The sequence below is a fragment of the Legionella yabuuchiae genome, assembly GCF_900640115.1.
GTDB lineage: Bacteria > Pseudomonadota > Gammaproteobacteria > Legionellales > Legionellaceae > Legionella_A > Legionella_A yabuuchiae.
Genome location: NZ_CAAAIW010000008.1, coordinates 82,413 through 104,072, shown reverse-complemented (window position 1 = coordinate 104,072; position 21,660 = coordinate 82,413). Strand labels below are relative to the sequence as shown.

The following is a 21,660-nucleotide window of genomic DNA, read 5'->3' as shown; positions in this document are numbered from 1 at the left end:
CCAGGCCAGTGATGGTTTTAGATAAGGAATTAACCATTTTGCCACCAGGCTGCCCGCTGCTGTGGTCACTATAAAAGCACCTGCGGCATGAATGCGTTCTTGTTCGGTTTCTGAAAGCATAATAACCCCTTTTTTATACAGTTGGTCAGCGTAATATGCTTGAAGCTGATAATACTGTGTACGATACTGGCTAATATTAAAAAACCAATAAAACGCACGGATAATCCAGGTTCGCTGAATAATCCGCGCTATTTTTTCTTCACAGCGTTGACGTAAGACAACATCTTTTTCCAAATCTGCCGCCGCGTTGCCAAGATTGTAGTGACAGGAGATGTCCGCGCGTAGCCCCCAAAACCAGTGGTGGCTAAAACGCGATAATTGCTGTTGATTGAGCGCCAGATAGTGCATGTCATGTCCTTAGTGAGATGTAGGCGCTGCTGTTTCTCCATTCGATGGCTGAGGATGTTCTATGGGAGCCGCAGCGCTTGCTGTTAAAAAAAGCCATAAGGGTTTGGGGGAGGGGGTGCTTGATCTGGAAGTTGATCCCTCAGTTTAATCACCTCTAACATAAGTTTATTCATGACTTCAGTTTGAGTTGCAGCTGTTTCATCTTTCGCGGCTAACTTAGCTTTTAGGCTCTCTATCAATTCCTGGTCTTCGCGCATCGCTTTCTCTTTATCACGTAACGCTTCATCTCTATCACGTAACGCTTCATCTCTATCATGTATCGTAGCCTGTAGCTCAGCCACCGTGTCATCGTGTTTGGTTATCAGAGCCATTTTTTGACTTATTATAGCTTTTGCTGCATCCAACTCGGCAAGTGTCTTGGCGTGTTCTATGGCAAGTGTTGCATGTTCCCGATTTTCCTTCTCTAGGCGCCCCCTAAGATCTTGCAATTCATCTGCAAATGCACCACCTGCATAAGACAACAAAGATTTATCAATGGTAATTTCAATGCTCTCATCCACATCATTCACATCCCTTGGTTGGACTCGCAAGCTTGATAAATCATCTTCACTGGCTAGCATATTAAAAGGGTTAACTTTGCAATTTGTTGAAAAGCGATGGAGTGCCATTTTGCAAGTTACATCAATCAATTTAAGTTGTATTTCCCAAAAAAACGCAGCTTGCTGCACGCTATTTTTTCGTAATTGATAAAAAACTTCATCGTCTCCATCAATAGAGGCCTCCGAAATCTCTCGTTCAGCAACCGTATGACCATTTTTCATGGTGATACATAAAATATCCAACAAATAAGTCTGCAATTTATCAAATGTTACAGGCATACTAAACTCAGGATCGAGGTCATGGATATCGATGGAACCATGGCAGAGCTCACCCGTTGTAAATTGTCTCACTTTATATTCGATTTTATTATCGTTAATTGTGAGATAGAGTTTTTTATCTTGATATGAGCTCGCCTCTTCATCTTCCATAGAAAGACTATATCCCTCAATGCTATCGCACGGCTTATATAGCACTTTCATGATGGTATTGAAATCAGAATAGATTTTACGCAACGCCTCCATATTCGCCAACCCAACTGTGTACAACGTAGGGTAGAATATACTAAATATCGCAAATGAATTGACAAGAGCATTATAAGGAACAAGAAACTCATTATACAAGCGCTCTTGAACCTTTGTATAAAATCGCACAGGCTTTGGCATCATGGTTAAATCCTGGGCAAAATTTTCATTTTCATAGCCAAATAACCGGTTTCTTGCAGACTTGTAGATGGGTATTTTATTTATTGGAAATTTGACAATATAAGGTTTGATGCTCTCTGGTATAGCATGAGAAGTCCCTGCCTGCACTGTATCTAATGCAGTATTATCTTTCTCAAACAACCTTTTTATCGCCTTCAACACGTCTTGATCAGGATTAGGCATTCGTTGCAAGTAGGCATATAGTGCAGAAATCAAATCACGTTTTTTTTGCTCTGTGATTGCAGAGTCAATGTGAAAGTCCTTAATACTATTTCTGATGGTTTCTAGGTTTTCTTTTACTTTTTTAGTCTTCTCTTCAATCAAATCATATCTTTTTTTCGCTATCTCTATCCGTTTAAATGTAACATCTTTAGCGTCTTTCTTTTTTTCGTCTGCATATTTTTTATATCCCTTCGTATAAAACATATCCCAAAACGACTTCACCTCGTTATTAAAATTTTGGCTTGCGTCATTAACTGCAATTAATAAAGCTTGTATGACTGCCTTTCCTTCGTCATTACCATACAACCAGTTCTCACCAAGCTTGGCACTGACACAGGAAGATTTTACCAACGATGCTCGAACATGACACAAATTGAGGATTGCCCGATGGATATTGGCAATCTTCTTGAGTAATTCAGGGGCTTTTGTAGCATCTTGTTTACCAAACGACAATAAACCTGATTTTTTAAGATCTAAGGTATTAAAATCAATGTTTAAATAATTTACAATGACCTCAAGAGACACTTCTTTATTGCTTTCAAAATCATTGGATACAATCCCAGCCGTTTCAAGAGTGTTTTTAATCCATTGGCCTAAGGTTGTTCCAAGTAGAGATTTAACTTTTTGATCCACCTCCATCGGTCTTAGAAATTCATCAACCTGTAGTTCCTCTTGATTAACATTTTTTAAAATAAGATGACATATATCAAATGCACAAACGATCATCTCTCTAAAATCTTTATCGATAGACTCAATGCACTTATTAAAAGAGACCGCCTCAATGGCTTTAAGACAATTTTTATGAATGTACTTAAGATTTTCAATAGTGCGCTGAAGCTTGTTTTTAGGATTAGCTTTGTCAGTGTCATCACGATACACAAAAACTTCACTTTCTATTGCTTCACAATATTTAATTCGTTTTAACACCTCATCCGCAGTGTTTTGCTCTGTTATATCTAACCTTGCTAAGTCAACACAAAGCCACTGAATTAGCTCACTAAAAAACATCGCTTCATAACCATCGGTTCGATATTTATACTTGGGTAAAGAAGAGAGCTGAGAGCGTTTTTGTAAAGATTCAAATAATCGTGAAATGGAAGCTGTTATCTTAATAGGAATAAATTTCAATGGAAAATCACTAGCTCTTAATGCTTCAGCTTCTGTTTTGTACTGAGTGATAAATTCATCTAGCCTGCAATGCCAGGTTGGACAATTTTTTTCATCTAATTCCCATTGTACTGGACAATTAGGTTTGTGCAATTTTTCCTTATATAGTTGTACCATCCTATTATACCGTTTGAGGTCTTGGCGGTACACATCGGTAGAATGATTTGAAAGTGGTTTTCGTTCGGTCAATTTTTGGTATATTTTCTTGCCTATAGCTATCCATAAATCAGAATGATTACTAAGAACCGTTGCTGCTTGTAGAATTTTTTCTGTTTCATCGATTCCAGTTGGCATTTCAAATTCCTTACTATAAGTAAATAGGCGTACTCTCAACTATTCTTGGTGGGCAAAGCGAAGTGTGCTCATCAGGAAATGGGTTTTATTTACCACAACGATCAACACGGAAGCATAATAATCAAATATTGATCACCAGTCAATAGAAAAAAATGGTTCTGTGAAAACTCATGGAACGGATCGACAAAGAAACGCCTGCGCTGTTTGTACACTGGCACGAAGGTATGTTTGGTGCATTGACTTAAAGGGAGCCGGATGATGCGAGAGCATCACGTTCGGTTCTGCGAGCGGCTGAGGGTTAAGCTCCCTCGGTCGACTCACCAAACTTTAAACGCGTTATACCTGCAAATAAATGGTGGTATTAACGTAAAGAAACGGTAAAGCCGTAGCGGGACGGTTTAACCGAATATATACTTAAATTGTACTTTAGCTATTTTTTACGATTGTAAATCATTGACGGTCTTGTAATACAAGCCGTCGAAACCGCTAAAGTAAATGTAATGCTGCTAATCAGGGGATGATGAAATGAACGGTGTGCCGTATTTAAAGACAAAATTTCTCATAATAGGATTATTAATCGGCCTATTTTCTTTAGATGGCATCGCTGGAATTACAACCCCTGATACGCAACAAAATACACGCTTTAGAGTCACGAACCAATGTGATGAGAAGCTATGGATTCAACAAGATTTTAAGAATGCAACGAACGATCCAAATGTGGTAGAAATTGCCCCAGGCTTAGCTTACGACTATAGCATTCCAGATAAAGGCTTAGCTTCAACACGATTTTGGGCTAAAAAAGATTGTAATCAACATGGGTATAATTGCAACGTTGGAGAAAGTACTGCGGTACCTGAAGCCGAATCTAAAGGATGGCAAAATCCTCCTTATGCGCCAGATATTAATAGCAAGTTTGAAGCAACGTGGGGTTGCGTGGCCGCTATATTTAATCATAATCCCTCTCTTTGCGCACCGAACCCAAGCGCTCCAGGTCAAACCTTAGGCCCTGAAACCTGGTGGAACGGCTCTGCTGTGGATGGTTATACCTTGCCTTATGCGGTTAACGTCATTAATCACCAAAATACTTGTCTAGATTTACACTCAGAACAAGTATTAACCGATCCAGGCGTTAATTGTGGTGGATTAAAACCAACCCTTTGTCCTGCAAATGCAAATTTATCCACTGAAGGTCAATTCAATACCATTAATGGTGTGAATGTTACCGAAGTCAATTTACAATGGGTTCAAAAAGAGACCGGGGAGCCAATTGGTTGCTTTAGTCCCTGTGCTAAATTAACCACAGCGCAAGGCAGTGATGGTGGAAGTGACGCTGGCGGTTGGAAACATATTTTAGGGGGCTTAGCGCCAGAATCACCCGAGGCGCAAATGTATTGTTGTCCTACACCGCCCATTTCAAGCGGTCAATGCAGTGCTGGCCCTGCAGCAAGAAGCAGCTATGCAGAAGCGGTAACCCAGATTCAACATTGTAATTCATACACCTACGCTTATGATGATGCAAAAGGGTTAGCACGCTGTGGTCCGCAAACCAAATTTGAATTAATTTTTTGCCCTAAAGAAACTCAACAACCGACTGAGGTCAAATTTAAAGCGATTGTACCCCAAGGAGTGCAAGCCACTTACAATGAGCAACCCATATCCAATAACCAAGACATTAATATTGTCAATGGAGGCGTGGTTAAGCTCCTCGGTGATGCTCCCTCTCAGTGCGCTCTTAAAGTGGATTCAAATCAGCAAGTTTCAGGCGAAAGCGGCTCTCTCTGTGCCGAGTTGATTATTAATAACGCCACTAAAACGCTGACATTCCCTGAGAGTCCACCACCGCCAAAAGCAACCTTTAAGATACAATTTAATTTTAACCCGACTTTTGGTGTGAGCGCGGCTTTGAATGACAGGATTTTGAATAACGCGGAACCACTAGAAGCGTCTCAGTTGCCTCAAAACTCGGTATTAAAAGCCTTTCAAGGCAACAAATCCGCTTCATGTGATTTAACCATCAGTCCAGACAACGTGACTAGCGGGCAAGGCGAGTTATGTTCACGTCTTAATATAGTGAAAGAAAGCAGTGAAACAATACACGTTTATTTGCCTGCGGATATACCTGATTCAGGGACTGGTGGAGTTCTGCCTGAAACGCCTAAATACGTAGTGTTTGGCATGGATCCATCCATGTATGCAGAGTTTTTAAATCATATTGTTACGAATGGGTCTAAAATCGCATTGGATAATTTAGGAAATGCGACCCAAATTGATTTAATTGCTTATCAACATGACACTAGCGCCAGTTGTACTCTCGGGAAATCAGGGGACTCGTTAACCATTGTTCAAGACACAGGGCTACTGTGTAGTGGTGGTTTGGTGTTGCAAACGCAAGATAATGGCGATATCTACATCGGCTTACCCAATCCTTTGCCGCAGGCAGCCCCCAGCGGTGATAGTAAAGCCTTTGGTTTAGGCATTGCTGCAGGTATGACGATTACCGTTAACGACCAAGTTGTACGCTGGGATTCAAGAGACAAAACCGTCTATTTTCCAGCCGGACAAACGGTTGTGAACATTTTGGGTAATAACGGTTTAACGCGCGAATGTCCCATAACTCTAAATCAGAGTCAACTCACTTGGCCTAATGTTCCCGATTGTCTTGGCGTGGTGGTTCATGGAGATGTGTTGTATTTCCCAGCATTTTAACAACCAGCAACCAGGATTATAATCTCTTTGTAAATAAGAGCAGTAATCACTCGTAGTTAATTTCACTGTTTTTTAGGTCGACAATTAACCTAGACAAAACTATAACAGTATTATACATTGGCGGTTTTTAGTGAGATTTTAGTCTATGCGCATTGCTTTGATGGTCGAGTACGATGGCAGTCAGTATCATGGCTGGCAATCGCAAGCCGGTCTGCGCACAGTTCAAAAAGTGATAGAACAGGCATTAAGCAAAGTTGCGGATGAGGATATTAGTGTAATTTGTGCTGGCCGAACCGATACAGGCGTTCATGCCACCAATCAAGTCATTCATTTTGATACTGATAAAGAACGCACTATTCGCTCATGGATTCATGGCACCAATTCATTTTTGCCTAAAGACGTCTGTATTAAGTGGGGGCGAGAAATGCCCGAAACTTTTCATGCCCGATTTTCGGCACTCTCTAGGCGATATCTTTACGTCATTTATAATGCACCCATTAGACCAGGATTATTACGGTCTAATGTCACATGGCAATATCGACAGTTAAACCATCGATTGATGAATGAAGCCAGTCAGTTTTTATTAGGTGAGCAGGATTTTACGTCGTTTCGCTCCATAGAATGCCAATCCAACTCTCCGATGCGCAATGTTCAGCATTTGCAAGTAACGCGTAAAGGCGACTTTGTAATCATCGATATTTGCGCCAATGCATTTTTACATCATATGGTCAGAAATATTGCCGGGGTGCTGATTGCCGTAGGCTCTGGCCGTCAACCCGTTCCTTGGGTAAATGAGGTTTTAACTGCAAAAGATCGAAGAATGGGCGCTGAAACTGCACCGCCTTATGGACTATATCTTACCGAAGTGGTCTACCCAAAAGAGTTTGGGGTGATTAAAGGCAACAATAACCCTTTATTTCTTGGGGGATGTTAGGACATGGGGCTTGTCCGTGTGAAAATGTGCGGGATGACTCTACGTCAAGATATTGAAGTGGCGGCTTCGTTCGGTGTAGATGCTGTGGGACTGATCTTTTATTCAGAGAGCCCTCGTTCTATAACGGTGACTCAAGCGCAACAACTGACAAACAAATTACCGCCTTTCATGAGCATTGTCGCTGTTTTCGTAAATCCTAAACCTCAGCTTGTGCATGAAGTCCTCGAAGCTATTCCGGTTCATGTTTTGCAATTTCATGGGGATGAATCAAGTGATTTTTGCAGACAGTTTTCTAGGCCTTATGTCAAGGCAGTTTCAGCCGATTCTGTTGAATCCATAGTAAAGGCTACAAAGAATCATCCTTATGCCTCAGGCATATTGCTGGATACCCCATCCATTAAACGTGGAGGCAGTGGGCAATCTTTTGATTGGGAACTTATCCCTCATCATTTGTCTTTGCCGATGATTCTTGCCGGAGGTCTTAACGCTCGGAATGTGGCCGATGCAGTTTCAGGCCGAACTGTATATGCGGTTGACGTTTGCAGCGGGGTGGAAGCTTCACCCGGTATAAAAGATCACAACAAAATGAGACAATTTATGCAAACCATTCATAAAATGGAGTCACAATGAGCGGACAAGAGCTTCCAGATCAATACGGGCACTTTGGCCAATATGGCGGGATGTTCGTCGCAGATACATTAATGCATGTGTTGCAAAAGCTGCAACATGCCTACCAAGAAATACGTCATGATCCTGATTTTCAGGATGAATTTAAATCCGAGTTAACCGAATACGTCGGAAGGGAGACGCCACTTTATCACGCTAAAAATCTAAGCCAAAACCTCGGTGGCGCTCAAATATATTTAAAACGAGAAGATTTAAATCATACTGGCGCGCACAAAATTAATAACACCATAGGTCAGGCATTATTAGCCAAGCGAATGGGCAAACAGCGAATTATCGCAGAAACTGGCGCTGGTCAACATGGCGTAGCCTCTGCAACCGTTGCGGCAAAATATGGCATGGAATGTGTGGTGTATATGGGCGAGGAAGATATACAACGCCAAGCCATCAATGTTTATCGCATGAAATTATTAGGTGCAACCGTTGTTCCAGTGCATTCAGGCTCTAAAACCTTAAAAGACGCCTTAAATGAAGCCATGAGGGACTGGGTCGCTCATGTGGATGATACGTTTTATATTATCGGAACCGCAGCAGGCCCACATCCTTATCCGCAAATGGTTCGCGACTTTCAATCGGTTATTGGTGAAGAAGCCCGAAAACAACTCTTGGAAAAAATCAATTGTTTACCGGATGCTTTGGTTGCCTGTGTGGGAGGAGGGTCTAATGCAATTGGTTTGTTTCACCCCTTTTTAAACGATGAGGAGGTTAAAATTTATGGGGTAGAGGCTGGTGGAAAAGGGTTAGAAAGCGGTCAGCATGCAGCATCGCTTCTCGGTGGGAAACCAGGGGTTTTGCATGGTAATCGCACGTATTTGCTGTGTGATGAACAAGGCCAAATTATCGATACTCACTCGATTTCTGCTGGATTGGATTATCCGGGAGTCGGTCCTGAACATGCGTACTTAAAAGATATTGGACGAGTAGAATATGTTGCCGTCAATGATGAGGAAGCGCTTAAAGCATTCCATACTTTATCCAAGATTGAAGGAATTATTCCAGCCTTAGAATCCAGCCATGCGGTGGCTTATGCCATGAAATTAGCCCAATCCATGAGTCCTGAACAACACATTATTGTCAATTTGTCGGGGCGTGGAGACAAAGATATTCATACCGTTGCTCAATTAGAAGGCATAACATTATGAATCGTATTGACAAAGTACTCACGCAATTAAATGAGTCAAAAAAGAAAATGCTCAGCCCATATATTACGGCAGGCGATCCAGAGCCTGGGATCACTGTTTCTTTAATGCATGCGCTGGTTGATGGTGGTGCTGACGTATTAGAACTTGGTATCCCTTTTTCAGATCCCATGGCTGAAGGTCCAGTCATTCAGGCGGCTATGGAACGAGCATTAACCCATGGCCTGACCACAGACGATGTCTTAAATATGGTTGCTGAATTTCGAACAAACGATAGTGAAACGCCTATAATATTAATGGGCTATCTTAATCCCATTGAGCAATACGGATATGAAGCGTTCATCAAGCGAGCAAAAGAGGCTGGCGTTGATGGAACGATTTTTGTTGATTTACCCCCTGAAGAAAGCGAAACGCTTGCGCCATTATGGGAGGAACATGGTCTTTATCCGATCTATTTATGTTCTCCAACGACGTCCGACGAGCGCATGACGCGTGTAAATCAATTTGGTCGCGGTTATTTATATTATGTTTCATTAAAAGGTGTTACTGGCTCGAACGCTTTGGATTTAGAATCAGTAAGAAACGACTATTGCAAACGCAAGACTCAAACGCAATTGCCGCTCATGGTTGGGTTTGGAATTAAAACGCCTAAGATTGCTGCCCATGTGGCAGAGTTTTCGGATGGAGTCATCGTGGGGGCGGCTTTAGTTGAGACAATTAATCAGGCTTATAAAGCTCAGGGTGATTGTATAGAAGCTGGAAAATTGTTTATTGAAAAGATGCGACATGCAATGGATGAAACTCTTTACCCGTGATTTTTCAAAATTCGGCAGGGCAAAAAGTAAAAAGCATAAATCATGTATTTTGAAAGATCACAGGTATATGCGAATCCTATTTTTTTGGAATTAAAAGAATGACTGATAGTATTGAAAAAAGATCTCACTTTATTCGTCAATTAATTAAAGACGACTTAGCCAGTGGAAAACACCAAGGGGTTGTTACGCGATTTCCACCAGAACCCAATGGATACTTACATGTTGGCCACGCCAAATCAATCTGCTTAAATTTCGGATTGGCCGAGGAATTTGATGGCCGCTGTTACTTGCGTTTTGATGATACAAATCCTATTAAAGAAGAACAGGCATTTGTAAACGGAATTATAGAGGACGTGCAATGGCTTGGTTTTGATTGGCATGCCAAAACGCACTCTTCAGATTATTATCAACAATGTTATGATTATGCCGAACTATTAATTCAAAAAGGGCTGGCTTACGTTGATAGTTTAAGCATGGATGCTATTCGTGAATATCGCGGGACGTTGCAAGAGCCTGGTCGTGAAAGTCCGTATCGTAATCGTTCGGCGGAAGAGAATCTTGATTTATTCCGTCGAATGAAAGCCGGTGAATTCGAAGACGGAGCTCATGTGTTGCGTGCTCGGATTGATATGAGTTCTGGTAATTTAAACATGCGTGATCCAGTGCTCTATCGAATCCGGCACGCGACCCATCAGCAGACTGGCGATGAATGGTGTATCTATCCAATGTATGATTACGCTCATCCTTTATCTGATGCGCTTGAACATATCACGCACTCTTTGTGTACGTTAGAGTTTCAAGATCACAGACCGTTATATGATTGGCTCATTGAACATCTGCCCGTTCCAGCAAGACCCGTTCAGACTGAGTTTGCCCGGCTAAATTTATCACATACCGTAACGAGCAAACGCAAACTTAGAACATTAGTTGAAGAAAACTACGTTAGCGGCTGGGATGATCCTCGACTTCCTACGATACGTGGCATGAGAAAGCGTGGCTATCCACCCAAAGCCTTAAGAGATTTTTGCGAACTCATTGGAATTTCACGCAGTGACTCTGTGATTGATATGTCTGTGCTTGAAGAATGTGTTCGTGGTGAACTCAATAAAACGGCTAAGAGAGCAATGTGTGTGTTAAACCCGCTAAAAATAGTGATTCAAAACTATCCAGAAGGCAAGGTTGAAGAATTGAGCGCTCCTTACCATCCGCAAAACCCTGAGTTTGGCCTACGTGCTTTGCCGTTTAGTCGAGAGTTATATATTGAAGCCGATGATTTTATGGAAAATCCTCCTAAAAAATTCTTCAGGCTCTCACCTGGGTCAGAAGTTCGATTACGAAATGCGTATGTGATCCGATGTGATGAAGTCATACATAATGAGCAGGGCAATGTTATTGAGCTTCGATGCACTTACGATGAAAACACATTAGGTAAAAATCCTGAGGGTCGTAAAGTGAAAGGAGTCATTCATTGGGTTTCTGCTCAGCATGCCCACCCAGTTAAGATTTTCCAATACGATCGTTTATTTAATGATCCAAATCCAGGGCGAGAAGAAGATTTCCTACAGTTTATTAACTATGATTCCCTCAAGATTTCAAATGGTTATTGTGAGCCTTCATTAGCCACTCATCCCAAAGGGGAGGTGTTTCAGTTCGAGCGTTTAGGCTATTATGCAGTTAACGAAGAAGATAACTCTAAAACCACAGCATTTCATCGAGTGGTTAGTTTAAAAGATACTTGGGCTAAGTCTGAAAACGAATGATAGGGAGTTGGGATGCTAAAGATCTATAATTCTTTAACTCGGAAAAAAGAAGTATTCATTCCCATGAGACCTGGGAAAATTGGAATGTACGTTTGCGGAATCACCGTATACGACCGCTGTCATCTTGGCCATGCCCGGACAATGGTATGTTTTGATGTTGTTGTTCGATTTTTACGCGCACAAGGGTTTGACGTGTGCTTTGTTCGCAATATTACCGACATTGACGATAAGATCATTAACCGAGCGATTGAACGTAATATTTCTATCCAACAATTAACGGCAAAATCTATAGAAGCCATGGATATTGATACCCGAGCGCTCAATATTTTACCACCAGATAAGCAACCCCGCGCTACAGAAAATATCGATGCAATCATTGCCTTAATAGAACGTTTAATTAATAGAGGATGTGCCTATCTTACAGAATCAGGTGATGTTTGTTTTCATGTTCCAAGTTTTGAGGGGTATGGAAAACTCTCTCATAAAGATTTAGAGGGGCTGGAAGCCGGGGCGCGTATTGAAGTTACGAAAGAGAAACGCTCACCTTTAGATTTTGTTTTATGGAAAAAAGCAAAGCCAGGCGAGCCAAGCTGGCCATCACCCTGGGGGCTTGGCAGACCAGGGTGGCATATCGAATGTTCGGCAATGGCTATGGGAGAATTAGGCGAGCAGTTTGATATTCATGGAGGAGGGGCTGATTTGCAATTTCCTCACCATGAAAACGAGATTGCTCAGAGTGAAGGTGCGACTGGACATGCTTTTGCCAACTACTGGATTCATGTGGGCTTGCTGCAAGTTAATAATGAAAAAATGGCTAAATCCACGGGTAATTTTTTTACCATTGAAGACGTTTTAAACCATCATCACTCTGAGACCATACGCTATTTTTTATTAAGTAGTCATTACCGAAGTCCTTTGAATTATTCGGATGAAAACCTACAGAATGCTTATAAAGGCTTGTTACGACTTTATCAATCCCTAAAAGGGTCATCCTTCAATCCAACCGACGTGGATCGGGATTGGATTGCAAAATTCAATGAAGCGATGAATGATGATTTTAATACGCCTGAAGCTCTAGCGGTTTTATTCCAGTTAAGTCATGAACTCAATAAAACGCAATCTCCAAAATTAGCAGCCACTCTACACAAATTGGGGGGTGTGTTAGGGATTTTGTCTGAATCTCCTGAAGAGTTTTTGCAAGCAGGTCTTGCTGAACAAGATAAGGAATGGATTGAAACCATGATCAAAGAGCGAAATGAAGCTCGCCAAGAACGAAATTGGACAAAAGCTGATGACATTCGTGATCAATTGCTCAATAAAGGAATTGAGATTGAAGATGGCCCAGAAGGAACAACTTGGCGCGTTTCAAATAAGCTGGAGACCGAGGGTTAATTGATCCTAAGATCATCCCTGAATAAAGACCTTCTTTTTTATAGGAATAGGAAACCTATTCATTATGATTAGTTCTGCTAAAAAGTTAAGTATGGGTAACGCGTAGTATTTCCGCTAAAGAGGTTTCTCCAGCTAACACACGTTTAAACCCATCAGATTGAATGCTTGGCATGGTCGGCCGAATGTATTGCTCAAGGGTTGCCTGATCTTCGTTGCGATGAATCATTCCTCGCAACGTTTCGTCAACGGTAATGATTTCATAAATTCCTGTTCGTCCTTTATAGCCTGAGTGACCACAATGTTCACAGCCATTTGGCTCAAAGACTTGCAGGTTTTTTTTGTCGCTAAGCCCCATCAGCTGAAGTTCATCGTCTCGGAGTATGTGTGGCTTTTTACATGTTTCACAAAGTTTCCTGACTAATCGTTGGGCCATTAACCCAATAATGCTTGAAGAGAGTAGAAACGATTCGACACCAATATCCTTTAAACGAACTAGGGCGCCTAAGGCGGTATTGGTATGCAGAGTAGAAAAGACCAAATGGCCTGTTAAGCTCGCTTGAACAGCAATCTCAGCGGTTTCGAGATCGCGGATCTCACCGATCATAACCACATCGGGATCTTGGCGCAGTATGGCTCGTAATCCTTTGGCAAAGGTCATTTGAACTTTGGGATTTACTTGAGTTTGACCAATCCCTTGCAAGTCATACTCAATAGGGTCTTCGATGGTTAAAATATTGCGACTGACCTGATTTAATTCTTTAAGCATTGCATACAGTGACGTTGTTTTTCCCGAGCCGGTTGGTCCCGTAACTAAAAAAATACCATGTGGCTGCGAAATAAGTTTTCGAATGCTTGTTTGCGTTTGTTTAGACAGACCAAGACTATCCAAATCAAGTTGTGCTGCTTGTTGATCTAGTATTCTTAATACGATGCGCTCCCCATGATTTGAAGGTAGGGTGGAAACTCGAACATCAATATTGTGTCCACCAATATGTAACGCGATACGGCCATCTTGAGGAATCCGCTTTTCAGCGATATCGAGCTTCGCCATCACTTTAACGCGAGAAATAACCAGTGGTGCGATACTTCGTTGGATTTCTAAGACTTCTTGTAAAACGCCGTCAATTCTGTTTCGAACGAGTACCCTATTTTCATAGGTCTCAATGTGAATGTCGGATGCGTGTTGTTTAATCGCTTGAGTAAACAGGGCATTTAAGAGTCGGATAATCGGTGCATCGTCTTGTGTATCGAGTAAATCCTCGCTATCTGGTAACTGACCGGCTAATTTATCAAGGTCCATTTCTTCGGTCATTCCAACAGCTGCATCGCGAATGGAGGATTGGGATTGATAAAAATTAGCTAATTTTTTTTGAAAAACTTCAAGATCCACCTCTTTTAAGGATAATGCACAGTGCAGCAGTCGTTTCACCTCAGCAAACACCTGCAGGGGTGTTTCTTTCAAATGATAAATAACCGCTTTATTCTCCTCCTCAATATATTCCGCAACAATCCCATGCTTTTTTGCAAAATGATAAGGAATTTGAGGTTGGTTTCCGGTCATAGTTATTTAGTAAACTGAGGTTTGGGTGGAGTAACTGCAGCCGTTTTACAGGGCGGTTTACAAAACGGCGTTGGTAGTGAAGTATTTTTCCAGGGCGGATATACTGTATTCATATCATTTTCGTTATAATCTTGTGAGCGAACCATTTCTAACTGTATATCTCTTACTTGATGGTATTTAGTACCCGATACTTGTAAAGATTGATCCCTAGTTTTAAGTATAAAAGGCCTGATAAATACCATTAAAACCTTCTTCTCACGACTTGTGATGTTATGCTGAAATAATTTTCCTAACCCTGGAATATCACCCAGTATTGGGAGGCGATTATCGTCGTTACCTAAATTATCCTGAATCAATCCTCCTAATACTATTATATCACCACTATCGACATGTACTGAGGTTACAATCGCACTGATGTTAAACACAGGGTTGGTGGACGCGTCTACAGAGCTCACTGGATCAAGTGTGTCATTACCCTGATCAATTTGCATTTGAATGCCATTGTCTCTAGTAATTTGGGGTCTGACGTATAAATGTAAGGCCACATTAATTCGATCAAACGTTGTAAATGGACTCGCCGTGGTAGTACCTCCAGCATTATTAGGATAGGAAGAAGTGGCAACAGATACTTGCTTACCGATCAAAATTTTGGCTTGACGGTTATCCAACACAACCACAGAAGGGGTTGATAAGATGTTCGCTTTCCTTTCTCGTGCAAGCGCAAAGATTTGAGCTTGGAATTGATCTAAAGAAGTGTGTGAATTTAATATGGCAAAGCCTGGTCTAAAAGTACTTGCGTCTGAGGCAGAATCCGTTACCACACTTCCCCATTCAATGCCTAAATTTAATACATCACTTTCGTTAATTTCTGCAACCAAAGCCTCAATTAAAATCTGAGCTGGTTTAATGTCAAGCTGGCTAATGACAGACTTTAAAGTACGAATGAGCGTAGGCGGCGCGTTTATAATTATAGAATTAGTATTAGGTTCTGCAATAATTTGCACAGAAGGCTTTGTGGTTCCTTCAATTTGAGTGGCCGTGGCTGAAGTTGTCGGCAAGGCGCCAGGGGGAGCAGAACTGATTGTTGAAGCAGGAATTGGGGGGGGGGCGACAGCGCTTAAAGCATTCGCTCCCATGCTGGCAGAAGGGTTAGTGCTGTCTAATACGGGTCTTGTAATGGTACCAATCGTCGTACCGACCAACCCACTAAAACTAGCTTGAGCAATCCCTGCTAAAATTGGAACTAAATCTTCCGCGCGAGCGTAGCTAAGGTAAATAACTTGCGTATTGCTGTCATTACCATAAGGGCCAGGTTTGTCCAATTGTGAAATTAAAAGCCTTAATCGTATTCGCTCGGTTTTATTGCCGCTGATAAGAATAGAGTTATTGCGATCGTCCGCCGCAATCATGGTTTGGGCATGCATAATGCCTGGCTGAGTTTTGATAAGATCTTTTAAGGTGTTGGCAATATCCATGGCCAAGGCATGCCTAAGGGGGACCATGTCGATTCCACTGGCATTGGAACTATCAACTTGATTGATAATTTCAGCCATTTGACGAATGTTGCTCGCACGCCCAGATAGAATCAGCATATTTGATGGCCCATAGGCCGACACACTACTCCATTGGGGCATCAGAGGTCTAAGCACCGGTACAAGTTGCTCAGCAGGGACGTATTTGACAGGAATTACTTGCACCATCATATCATCACCACGTGGTGGCCTTTTCATTTGGCTTAGCACATCAGGTGACATAGTTTTGGCTTCGATATTCGGAACAATTTTAATGATCTCTCCGGATGGTATGGCAGCATAACCGGAGATTTGCAGCATGGATAAAAAGACCTGATACAGCTCCTTTTCATTCATTGGTTTGCTGGAAACGATGGTAATCTTACCCTGAACGCGAGGGTCAATTATAAAGTTTTTCCCAGTAATCCTAGAAACCTCAGCAATGACGGCCCGAATGTCTGCATTCCTTAAGTTCCAAATGGTATTAGATAATTGCTTGGTGGGAGCATGCAGTGTTGATTCGATTTTCTTTTTTAATGATTGGGCTTGGGCTAGGTTTTTAAGTGGGCCGACTTTAACGAGATATAATTTTTTTTCATTAAGATAGGCAATTTCGATGGGATCTTTAGTAACCGTCTCTAACTTAGTTTTTAATTCATTGGCTTGCTTTTGCGAGGAATAAGCGGCCACATGAAGAAGATAAACGGTTTCTTTATCTTCTGTTGAGGTTTTAATGTCAACATCCGCGGCACTTGCCAGCGAAGCGAACAGAAGTATTAAAATGTAAACCCAAACGCGCATCAATAAACCATGTTTTTATGAATGATTTCATGATAACTAAAATTGAAACGTTGTAATAGGCCTGTAAACAAATTTCTCTCTTTACGCTCTGTACATGACAAAAAACCTGTCATGTAAAGATCATAAATTCTGAATAAAAATGGGGTGGGGAGGTGAAGTTGGTAGCTATGGGTGGGCTCGAACCACCGACCTCAGCATTATGAGTGCTGCGCTCTAACCAGCTGAGCTACATAGCCACGATCGGGCGAGATTTTGTCTTCTTAAGCGCAGCTTGTCAAGTGTTTATGGAATTTATTCTCTGTACATGACAAAAAAATCTGTCATGTACAGAGGAAGTTATTCTTAACGCCACTCGATAATAGACAAATACTAAACAAGCTGATAACATTTTATGTTCACTTGTAAGTTTTGGATATAGAGCTATATCTACGATACTTCAAAATGCGATATTTTAGTCGATATGATTTTTTTGCTGTGTGAATATTAAAGCATCCCCATAAAATCGCATTTTGAAGTATCTTGGGTATGTGTCATAGCTCTCAGCTTTAATCGATTGGAGTTTTACCTATGGCTTATAGTAACCCACCTCAATCTGCCGCAGCGGAAGTTTTTTCAATTAAAACCTTTATGCCTTGGATTGTATGGGGACTCGGGTGCCTATTTTATTTTTATGAATGTTTATTACAAGTGTCACCTAGTGTAATGAGCCATGAGTTGATGCATGACTTTTCTGTTACAAGCCACACATTAGGAATTTTATCGGGCATTTATTTTTATTCTTACGCATCGATGCAATTACCAGGTGGCTTGCTTCTTGATTACTTTGGTCCTAGAAAACTGCTAACCATCGCAACAGCCATTTGTGCAGTGAGTACAATTGCGTTTGGATTAACGAATAGTTTTTACATGGCATGTATTGCCAGATTAATGATTGGTTTTGGTTCAGCGTTTGCAGCCATCGGTGCAATGAAACTAGCCGCTAATTGGTTTCCTTCAGAGCGTTTTGCGCTTTTAACTGGGATCATGGTGACCATTGGTATGCTTGGTGCCATTGGAGGTGAAGCTCCATTAGCGATACTCATCGATAATTATGGCTGGCGGCAAAGCATGAATATTATGGGGAGTATTGGAGTAGCTCTGGCGATTTTAATCTTTCTTGTCGCTCGCGACGTGCCTAAGGACGAACGAAGAAATTACGCAGCACAGCCTTTGCAAAATAGCGGCGAAGAGTCCTTATTAAAAAGCTTATTGGCTTTAATTAAAAACAAACAATTATGGTTGATTGCAACATACGGTGGCTTAATGTACATGGCTACGCCAGTTTTTTGTGGGCTTTGGGGCGTACCATTTTTAATGTTTAAAATGGATCTTGCTAAAGCTACCGCTGCAAACTACATTTCTCTTGTATTTATTGGATGGGCAATTGCCAGTCCTTTATGGGGAATTTATTCAGGGCGTATTGGTCGCCGTAAACCACCGTTGTATTTTGGTAGCATTGGAGCCTTGATTTGCAGTTCTTTATTTATATTTGCACCCATCCAATCCGGTACGATGATGCAATTGCTCCTGTTTATGTTCGGTATTTTTTCAGCAGGCTTTTTGCCAGCATTTGCAGTAGCCAAAGAATTATGCAACCAACGATACGTTGCGACGGGGTTGAGCTTCATGAATATGATGAATATGATAGGAATCGCTGTTGCTCAGCCGATCATTGGTTATATACTGGATATGTTTTGGACCGGTGAAGCCGTGAATGGGGTTCGTGTGTATCCCATGGAGGCGTATCATCTTGGCTTGGCTTTATTACCCGCTGGAATACTAATTTCTTTGTTAATTCTCCCTCTGATTCGGGAAACGTATTGTAAAAATATTGAAGAACATGAATAACTTTATATGTGCTTGTCTGGGCTTGACCTAGACCTTTAATGTATTTCCACTTAATAACTTTTTATATGAAGCATCATGACTAAAAAACTATACATCAAAACCAATGGCTGTCAGATGAACGAGTATGATTCATCTAAGATGGCAGAAGTATTATTGAGCTCACATGGACTTGAAAAAACGAATGACGTTGAGGAAGCTGATGTTATTTTGCTAAATACCTGTTCGATTCGTGAAAAAGCGCAAGAAAAAGTTTTTTCTCAATTAGGACAGTGGCGAGAATACAAGCAAAAAAATCCTCATGTCGTTATTGGAGTAGGGGGATGCGTTGCTAGTCAAGAAGGGTCGGATATTATCAAGCGCGCTCCTTTTGTGGATTTAGTGTTTGGCCCACAAACATTGCATCGTCTACCCGCAATGCTTGAAGAACGATTAAGCTCAAAAAAACCTGTTGTGGACATTTCATTTCCTGAAATTGAGAAGTTTGATCATTTACCTGCTCCCAGAGCTGAAGGGCCTATTGCCTTTGTTTCCATTATGGAAGGGTGCAGCAAATACTGCAGTTATTGTGTGGTACCTTATACTCGCGGTGAAGAAATCAGCCGTCCGTTTGATGATGTTTTGGCGGAATGCTACCAGTTGGCCGAGCAAGGTGTGCGCGAAATTAATCTTCTTGGACAAAACGTAAATGACTATCGCGGAGAAATGCGTAACGGTGATATTGCGGATTTGGCTTTACTGATTCATTACTTAGCCGCAATCGATGGTATGGATAGGATTCGATACACCACGTCTCATCCCGTTGCGTTTTCAGATAATTTAATCAACGCCTATGCTGAGGTTCCTGAGTTAGCCAATCATTTGCATTTACCCGTTCAAAGTGGCTCCGATCGCATTCTTGCAATGATGAAGCGAGGATATACGGCCATGGAATATAAGTCCAAAATTAGAAAACTTCGCAAAGTTCGTCCAGATATCCGACTCTCAACCGATATTATTGTGGGATTTCCAGGAGAAACGGATAAGGATTTTGAAGACACTATGAACTTAGTTCATGAAATTGGGTTTGATACTTCATTTAGTTTTATTTTCAGCGCACGCCCGGGAACCCCTGCGGCCAATCTTCCAGATGATACGCCCATGGAGGTCAAAAAAGAACGCCTAAGAATTTTACAAGATCGGTTGTTGCTGCAAGCAGGGCGTTACAGTGAATCGATGGTTGGAACCAATCAACGAATTCTTATAACAGGCCGTTCTAAAAAAAGAGAACAGCAATTGGCAGGTCGCACGGAATGTAATCGTGTCGTTAATTTTGATGGAAATCCTAGCTTAATTGGGAAATTTGCCGAGGTTGTCATTACCGAAGCGCAACCAAACTCTCTGCGGGGTCGATTAATCGTTAATGAATGAATTTGTTAAAAAAGAAGCCATTGTGCCTCCTGAACATCATGGGCAACGTGCTGACGTTGCCCTTGCTACACTCTTTCCAGAGTATTCCCGAGCCCAACTCTCTTTATGGCTAAAAAAAGGCTTTATTACCTTTAACGATCATTGTTTAAAGCCAAAGGAAAAAGTCAAAGGTGGGGAACTTGTGCGAATTGAAGCAAGCTTTGCTCGAGGTGATGCATCTTTTGAAGCAGAGGATATTCCGCTAAACGTGGTATTTGAAGACGATCATTTGTTAATCATTAATAAACCTTCCGGTTTAGTCGTTCATCCAGGGGCTGGTAATCTTAAATCTACCCTAGTAAATGCGTTGCTGCATTATGATCCAGCATTAGAACCGTTACCCAGAGCCGGAATTGTCCATCGACTGGATAAAGATACTACAGGCCTCCTTATTGTAGCTAAAACATTACCAGCCCACACCGCCTTAATTCGTCAAATGCAAGCTCGTGAAATTCAACGAAGCTATTTAACCTTGGTACATGGCCATGTTATCGCCGGAGGAAAACTAGCTACGTTTTATGGGCGACACCCAAGAAATCGCTTGAAAATGGCGGTGACTAAGCAGGGTAAAGAAGCGGTTACCGAATACAGGGTTAAACAACATTTTAATCACTTTACCTTACTTGATATTAGATTGTTAACTGGCCGAACGCATCAAATTCGGGTTCATATGGCTCACCTAAACCATCCTATTGTAGGTGATCCGTTATATGGCGGTCGAGCGCGTATTCCTGCACGTGTTTCTGATTCGTTAAAAAACACTTTACAGACATTCAAACGACAGGCGTTGCATGCTTATTCTTTATCATTTTTGCATCCAATCTCACATCAAGAGTTGACATTTACTATTCCATTGCCTGATGATTTTAAACAGTTACTATCACAAATGGACGAGACAGATGAACTATATAATTCCTGAGTGGCCAGCTCCAAATCATATTGGTGCTTTAACAACAACAAGATTAGGCGGAGAAAGCAACGCTCCCTTTGATAGCAATAATTTGGCATTACATGTGGGAGATAATCCAGAGCATGTTCGAGCTAACCGTAAGGCGCTGGTACAAGAATTAAATTTACCCAGCGAGCCAGAATGGCTTGATCAGAATCATACCAATCACTGTGTTGTGGCAGAAGACGTCTCTGAACGCAAAGCGGATGCAGCCATTACCCATGATTCAAAACGCATTCTTGCAGTAATGACCGCTGATTGCTTGCCGATCCTCCTCTGCGACCGTAAGGGTACTGAAATTGCAGCAATCCATGCGGGATGGAAAGGGTTGGCTGATGGTATCATTGAAAACACCTTAAAAAAAATGAATAATCAACCCGCAGCATTGATTGCCTGGATAGGGCCTTCTATTTGCAAATCTTGCTATGAAGTGGGTGAGGATGTCATGGCTGCTTTTGCGAAATCATATCCTAATATGAGAACAGGATTTCATCAGCAAGAAGCTCGCTGGTATGCTGATCTGCCTTTGCTCGCTAAACTGATTATGTCTGAGCAAGGACTGGAAGCTGTTTACGCGTCTGGGATTTGCACTAAGGAAGATGAAAAACATTTCTATTCCTATCGTAGGGATGGTCAAACGGGTAGAATGGCTACCTTAATTTGGTTTAAACAGGATAAATGAC

General features: G+C 41.6%; 15 protein-coding genes and 1 tRNA gene. 11 read left to right on the top strand and 5 right to left on the bottom strand.

What is annotated here, in order from left to right; all coding sequences use genetic code 11:
* Together E1O47_RS04755 and E1O47_RS04750 are read right to left on the bottom strand one after the other, a co-directional pair.
* Positions 1-408: hypothetical protein (locus E1O47_RS04755; RefSeq protein ID WP_133130123.1), on the bottom strand; the 408-nt coding region annotated here is incomplete at its 3' end.
* An 83-nt stretch (positions 409-491) separates the two neighbouring features.
* Positions 492-3,392: a hypothetical protein gene (locus tag E1O47_RS04750; RefSeq protein WP_133130122.1), complete on the bottom strand. Its 2,901-nt coding sequence runs from the start codon at positions 3,390-3,392 to the stop codon at positions 492-494.
* Between the two features lie 525 nt (positions 3,393-3,917).
* Between E1O47_RS04750 and E1O47_RS04745 the strand changes: the two genes are divergently transcribed.
* The 7 genes from E1O47_RS04745 to cysS all read left to right on the top strand — a co-directional run bounded on the left by E1O47_RS04745 (position 3,918) and on the right by cysS (position 12,822).
* Positions 3,918-6,098 (top strand): glycoside hydrolase 64/thaumatin family protein, encoded by a 2,181-nt coding sequence (locus tag E1O47_RS04745; protein ID WP_133130121.1) that lies wholly within the window; start codon positions 3,918-3,920, stop codon positions 6,096-6,098.
* 145 nt (positions 6,099-6,243) lie between these two features.
* Positions 6,244-7,032, top strand: a complete 789-nt coding sequence (gene truA / locus E1O47_RS04740) for a tRNA pseudouridine(38-40) synthase TruA (RefSeq protein WP_133130120.1) — start codon at positions 6,244-6,246, stop codon at positions 7,030-7,032.
* A gap of 3 nt (positions 7,033-7,035) precedes the next feature.
* Positions 7,036-7,662: a phosphoribosylanthranilate isomerase gene (locus E1O47_RS04735; RefSeq protein ID WP_165475039.1), complete on the top strand. Its 627-nt coding sequence runs from the start codon at positions 7,036-7,038 to the stop codon at positions 7,660-7,662.
* A complete protein-coding gene (trpB, locus tag E1O47_RS04730) occupies positions 7,659-8,858 on the top strand; it encodes a tryptophan synthase subunit beta (protein WP_133130119.1) in 1,200 nt (399 codons plus the stop codon). Before E1O47_RS04735 ends, trpB begins: the two co-directional genes overlap by 4 nt.
* Entirely contained in the window at positions 8,855-9,670 is an 816-nt protein-coding gene (trpA, locus tag E1O47_RS04725; RefSeq protein WP_133130118.1) for a tryptophan synthase subunit alpha, read from the top strand. The genes trpB and trpA overlap by 4 nt, the downstream gene beginning before the upstream one ends.
* 98 nt (positions 9,671-9,768) lie before the next feature.
* Complete coding sequence (locus E1O47_RS04720) at positions 9,769-11,430, top strand: glutamine--tRNA ligase/YqeY domain fusion protein (protein WP_133130117.1); 1,662 nt, start codon at positions 9,769-9,771, stop codon at positions 11,428-11,430.
* A 12-nt stretch (positions 11,431-11,442) separates the two neighbouring features.
* A complete protein-coding gene (cysS, locus tag E1O47_RS04715; RefSeq protein ID WP_133130116.1) occupies positions 11,443-12,822 on the top strand; it encodes a cysteine--tRNA ligase in 1,380 nt (459 codons plus the stop codon).
* Positions 12,823-12,907: 85 nt separating this feature from the next.
* On the opposite strand, the gene lspE is transcribed toward cysS, so the two are convergent.
* The 3 genes from lspE to E1O47_RS04700 form a co-directional block, all read right to left on the bottom strand.
* Positions 12,908-14,383: a GspE family T2SS ATPase variant LspE gene (gene lspE / locus E1O47_RS04710; protein ID WP_133130115.1), complete on the bottom strand. Its 1,476-nt coding sequence runs from the start codon at positions 14,381-14,383 to the stop codon at positions 12,908-12,910.
* 2 nt (positions 14,384-14,385) lie between these two features.
* Positions 14,386-16,698, bottom strand: a complete 2,313-nt coding sequence (gene lspD, locus E1O47_RS04705) for a GspD family T2SS secretin variant LspD (protein WP_423202756.1) — start codon at positions 16,696-16,698, stop codon at positions 14,386-14,388.
* 156 nt (positions 16,699-16,854) lie between these two features.
* Positions 16,855-16,931: transfer RNA gene (locus tag E1O47_RS04700), tRNA-Met, on the bottom strand.
* Positions 16,932-17,262: 331 nt separating this feature from the next.
* Between E1O47_RS04700 and E1O47_RS04695 the strand changes: the two genes are divergently transcribed.
* The 4 genes from E1O47_RS04695 (at position 17,263) to pgeF (ending at position 21,659) form a co-directional block, all read left to right on the top strand.
* A complete protein-coding gene (locus E1O47_RS04695; RefSeq protein ID WP_133130113.1) occupies positions 17,263-18,582 on the top strand; it encodes an MFS transporter in 1,320 nt (439 codons plus the stop codon).
* A gap of 75 nt (positions 18,583-18,657) precedes the next feature.
* Entirely contained in the window at positions 18,658-19,989 is a 1,332-nt protein-coding gene (gene miaB, locus E1O47_RS04690; protein ID WP_133130112.1) for a tRNA (N6-isopentenyl adenosine(37)-C2)-methylthiotransferase MiaB, read from the top strand.
* Positions 19,982-20,947, top strand: coding sequence for a 23S rRNA pseudouridine(1911/1915/1917) synthase RluD (rluD, locus tag E1O47_RS04685; protein ID WP_133130111.1), 966 nt, complete (start codon positions 19,982-19,984; stop codon positions 20,945-20,947). The genes miaB and rluD overlap by 8 nt, the downstream gene beginning before the upstream one ends.
* Positions 20,928-21,659: a peptidoglycan editing factor PgeF gene (gene pgeF, locus E1O47_RS04680; protein WP_133130110.1), complete on the top strand. Its 732-nt coding sequence runs from the start codon at positions 20,928-20,930 to the stop codon at positions 21,657-21,659. The genes rluD and pgeF overlap by 20 nt, the downstream gene beginning before the upstream one ends.
* Position 21,660: the final 1 nt, after the last annotated feature.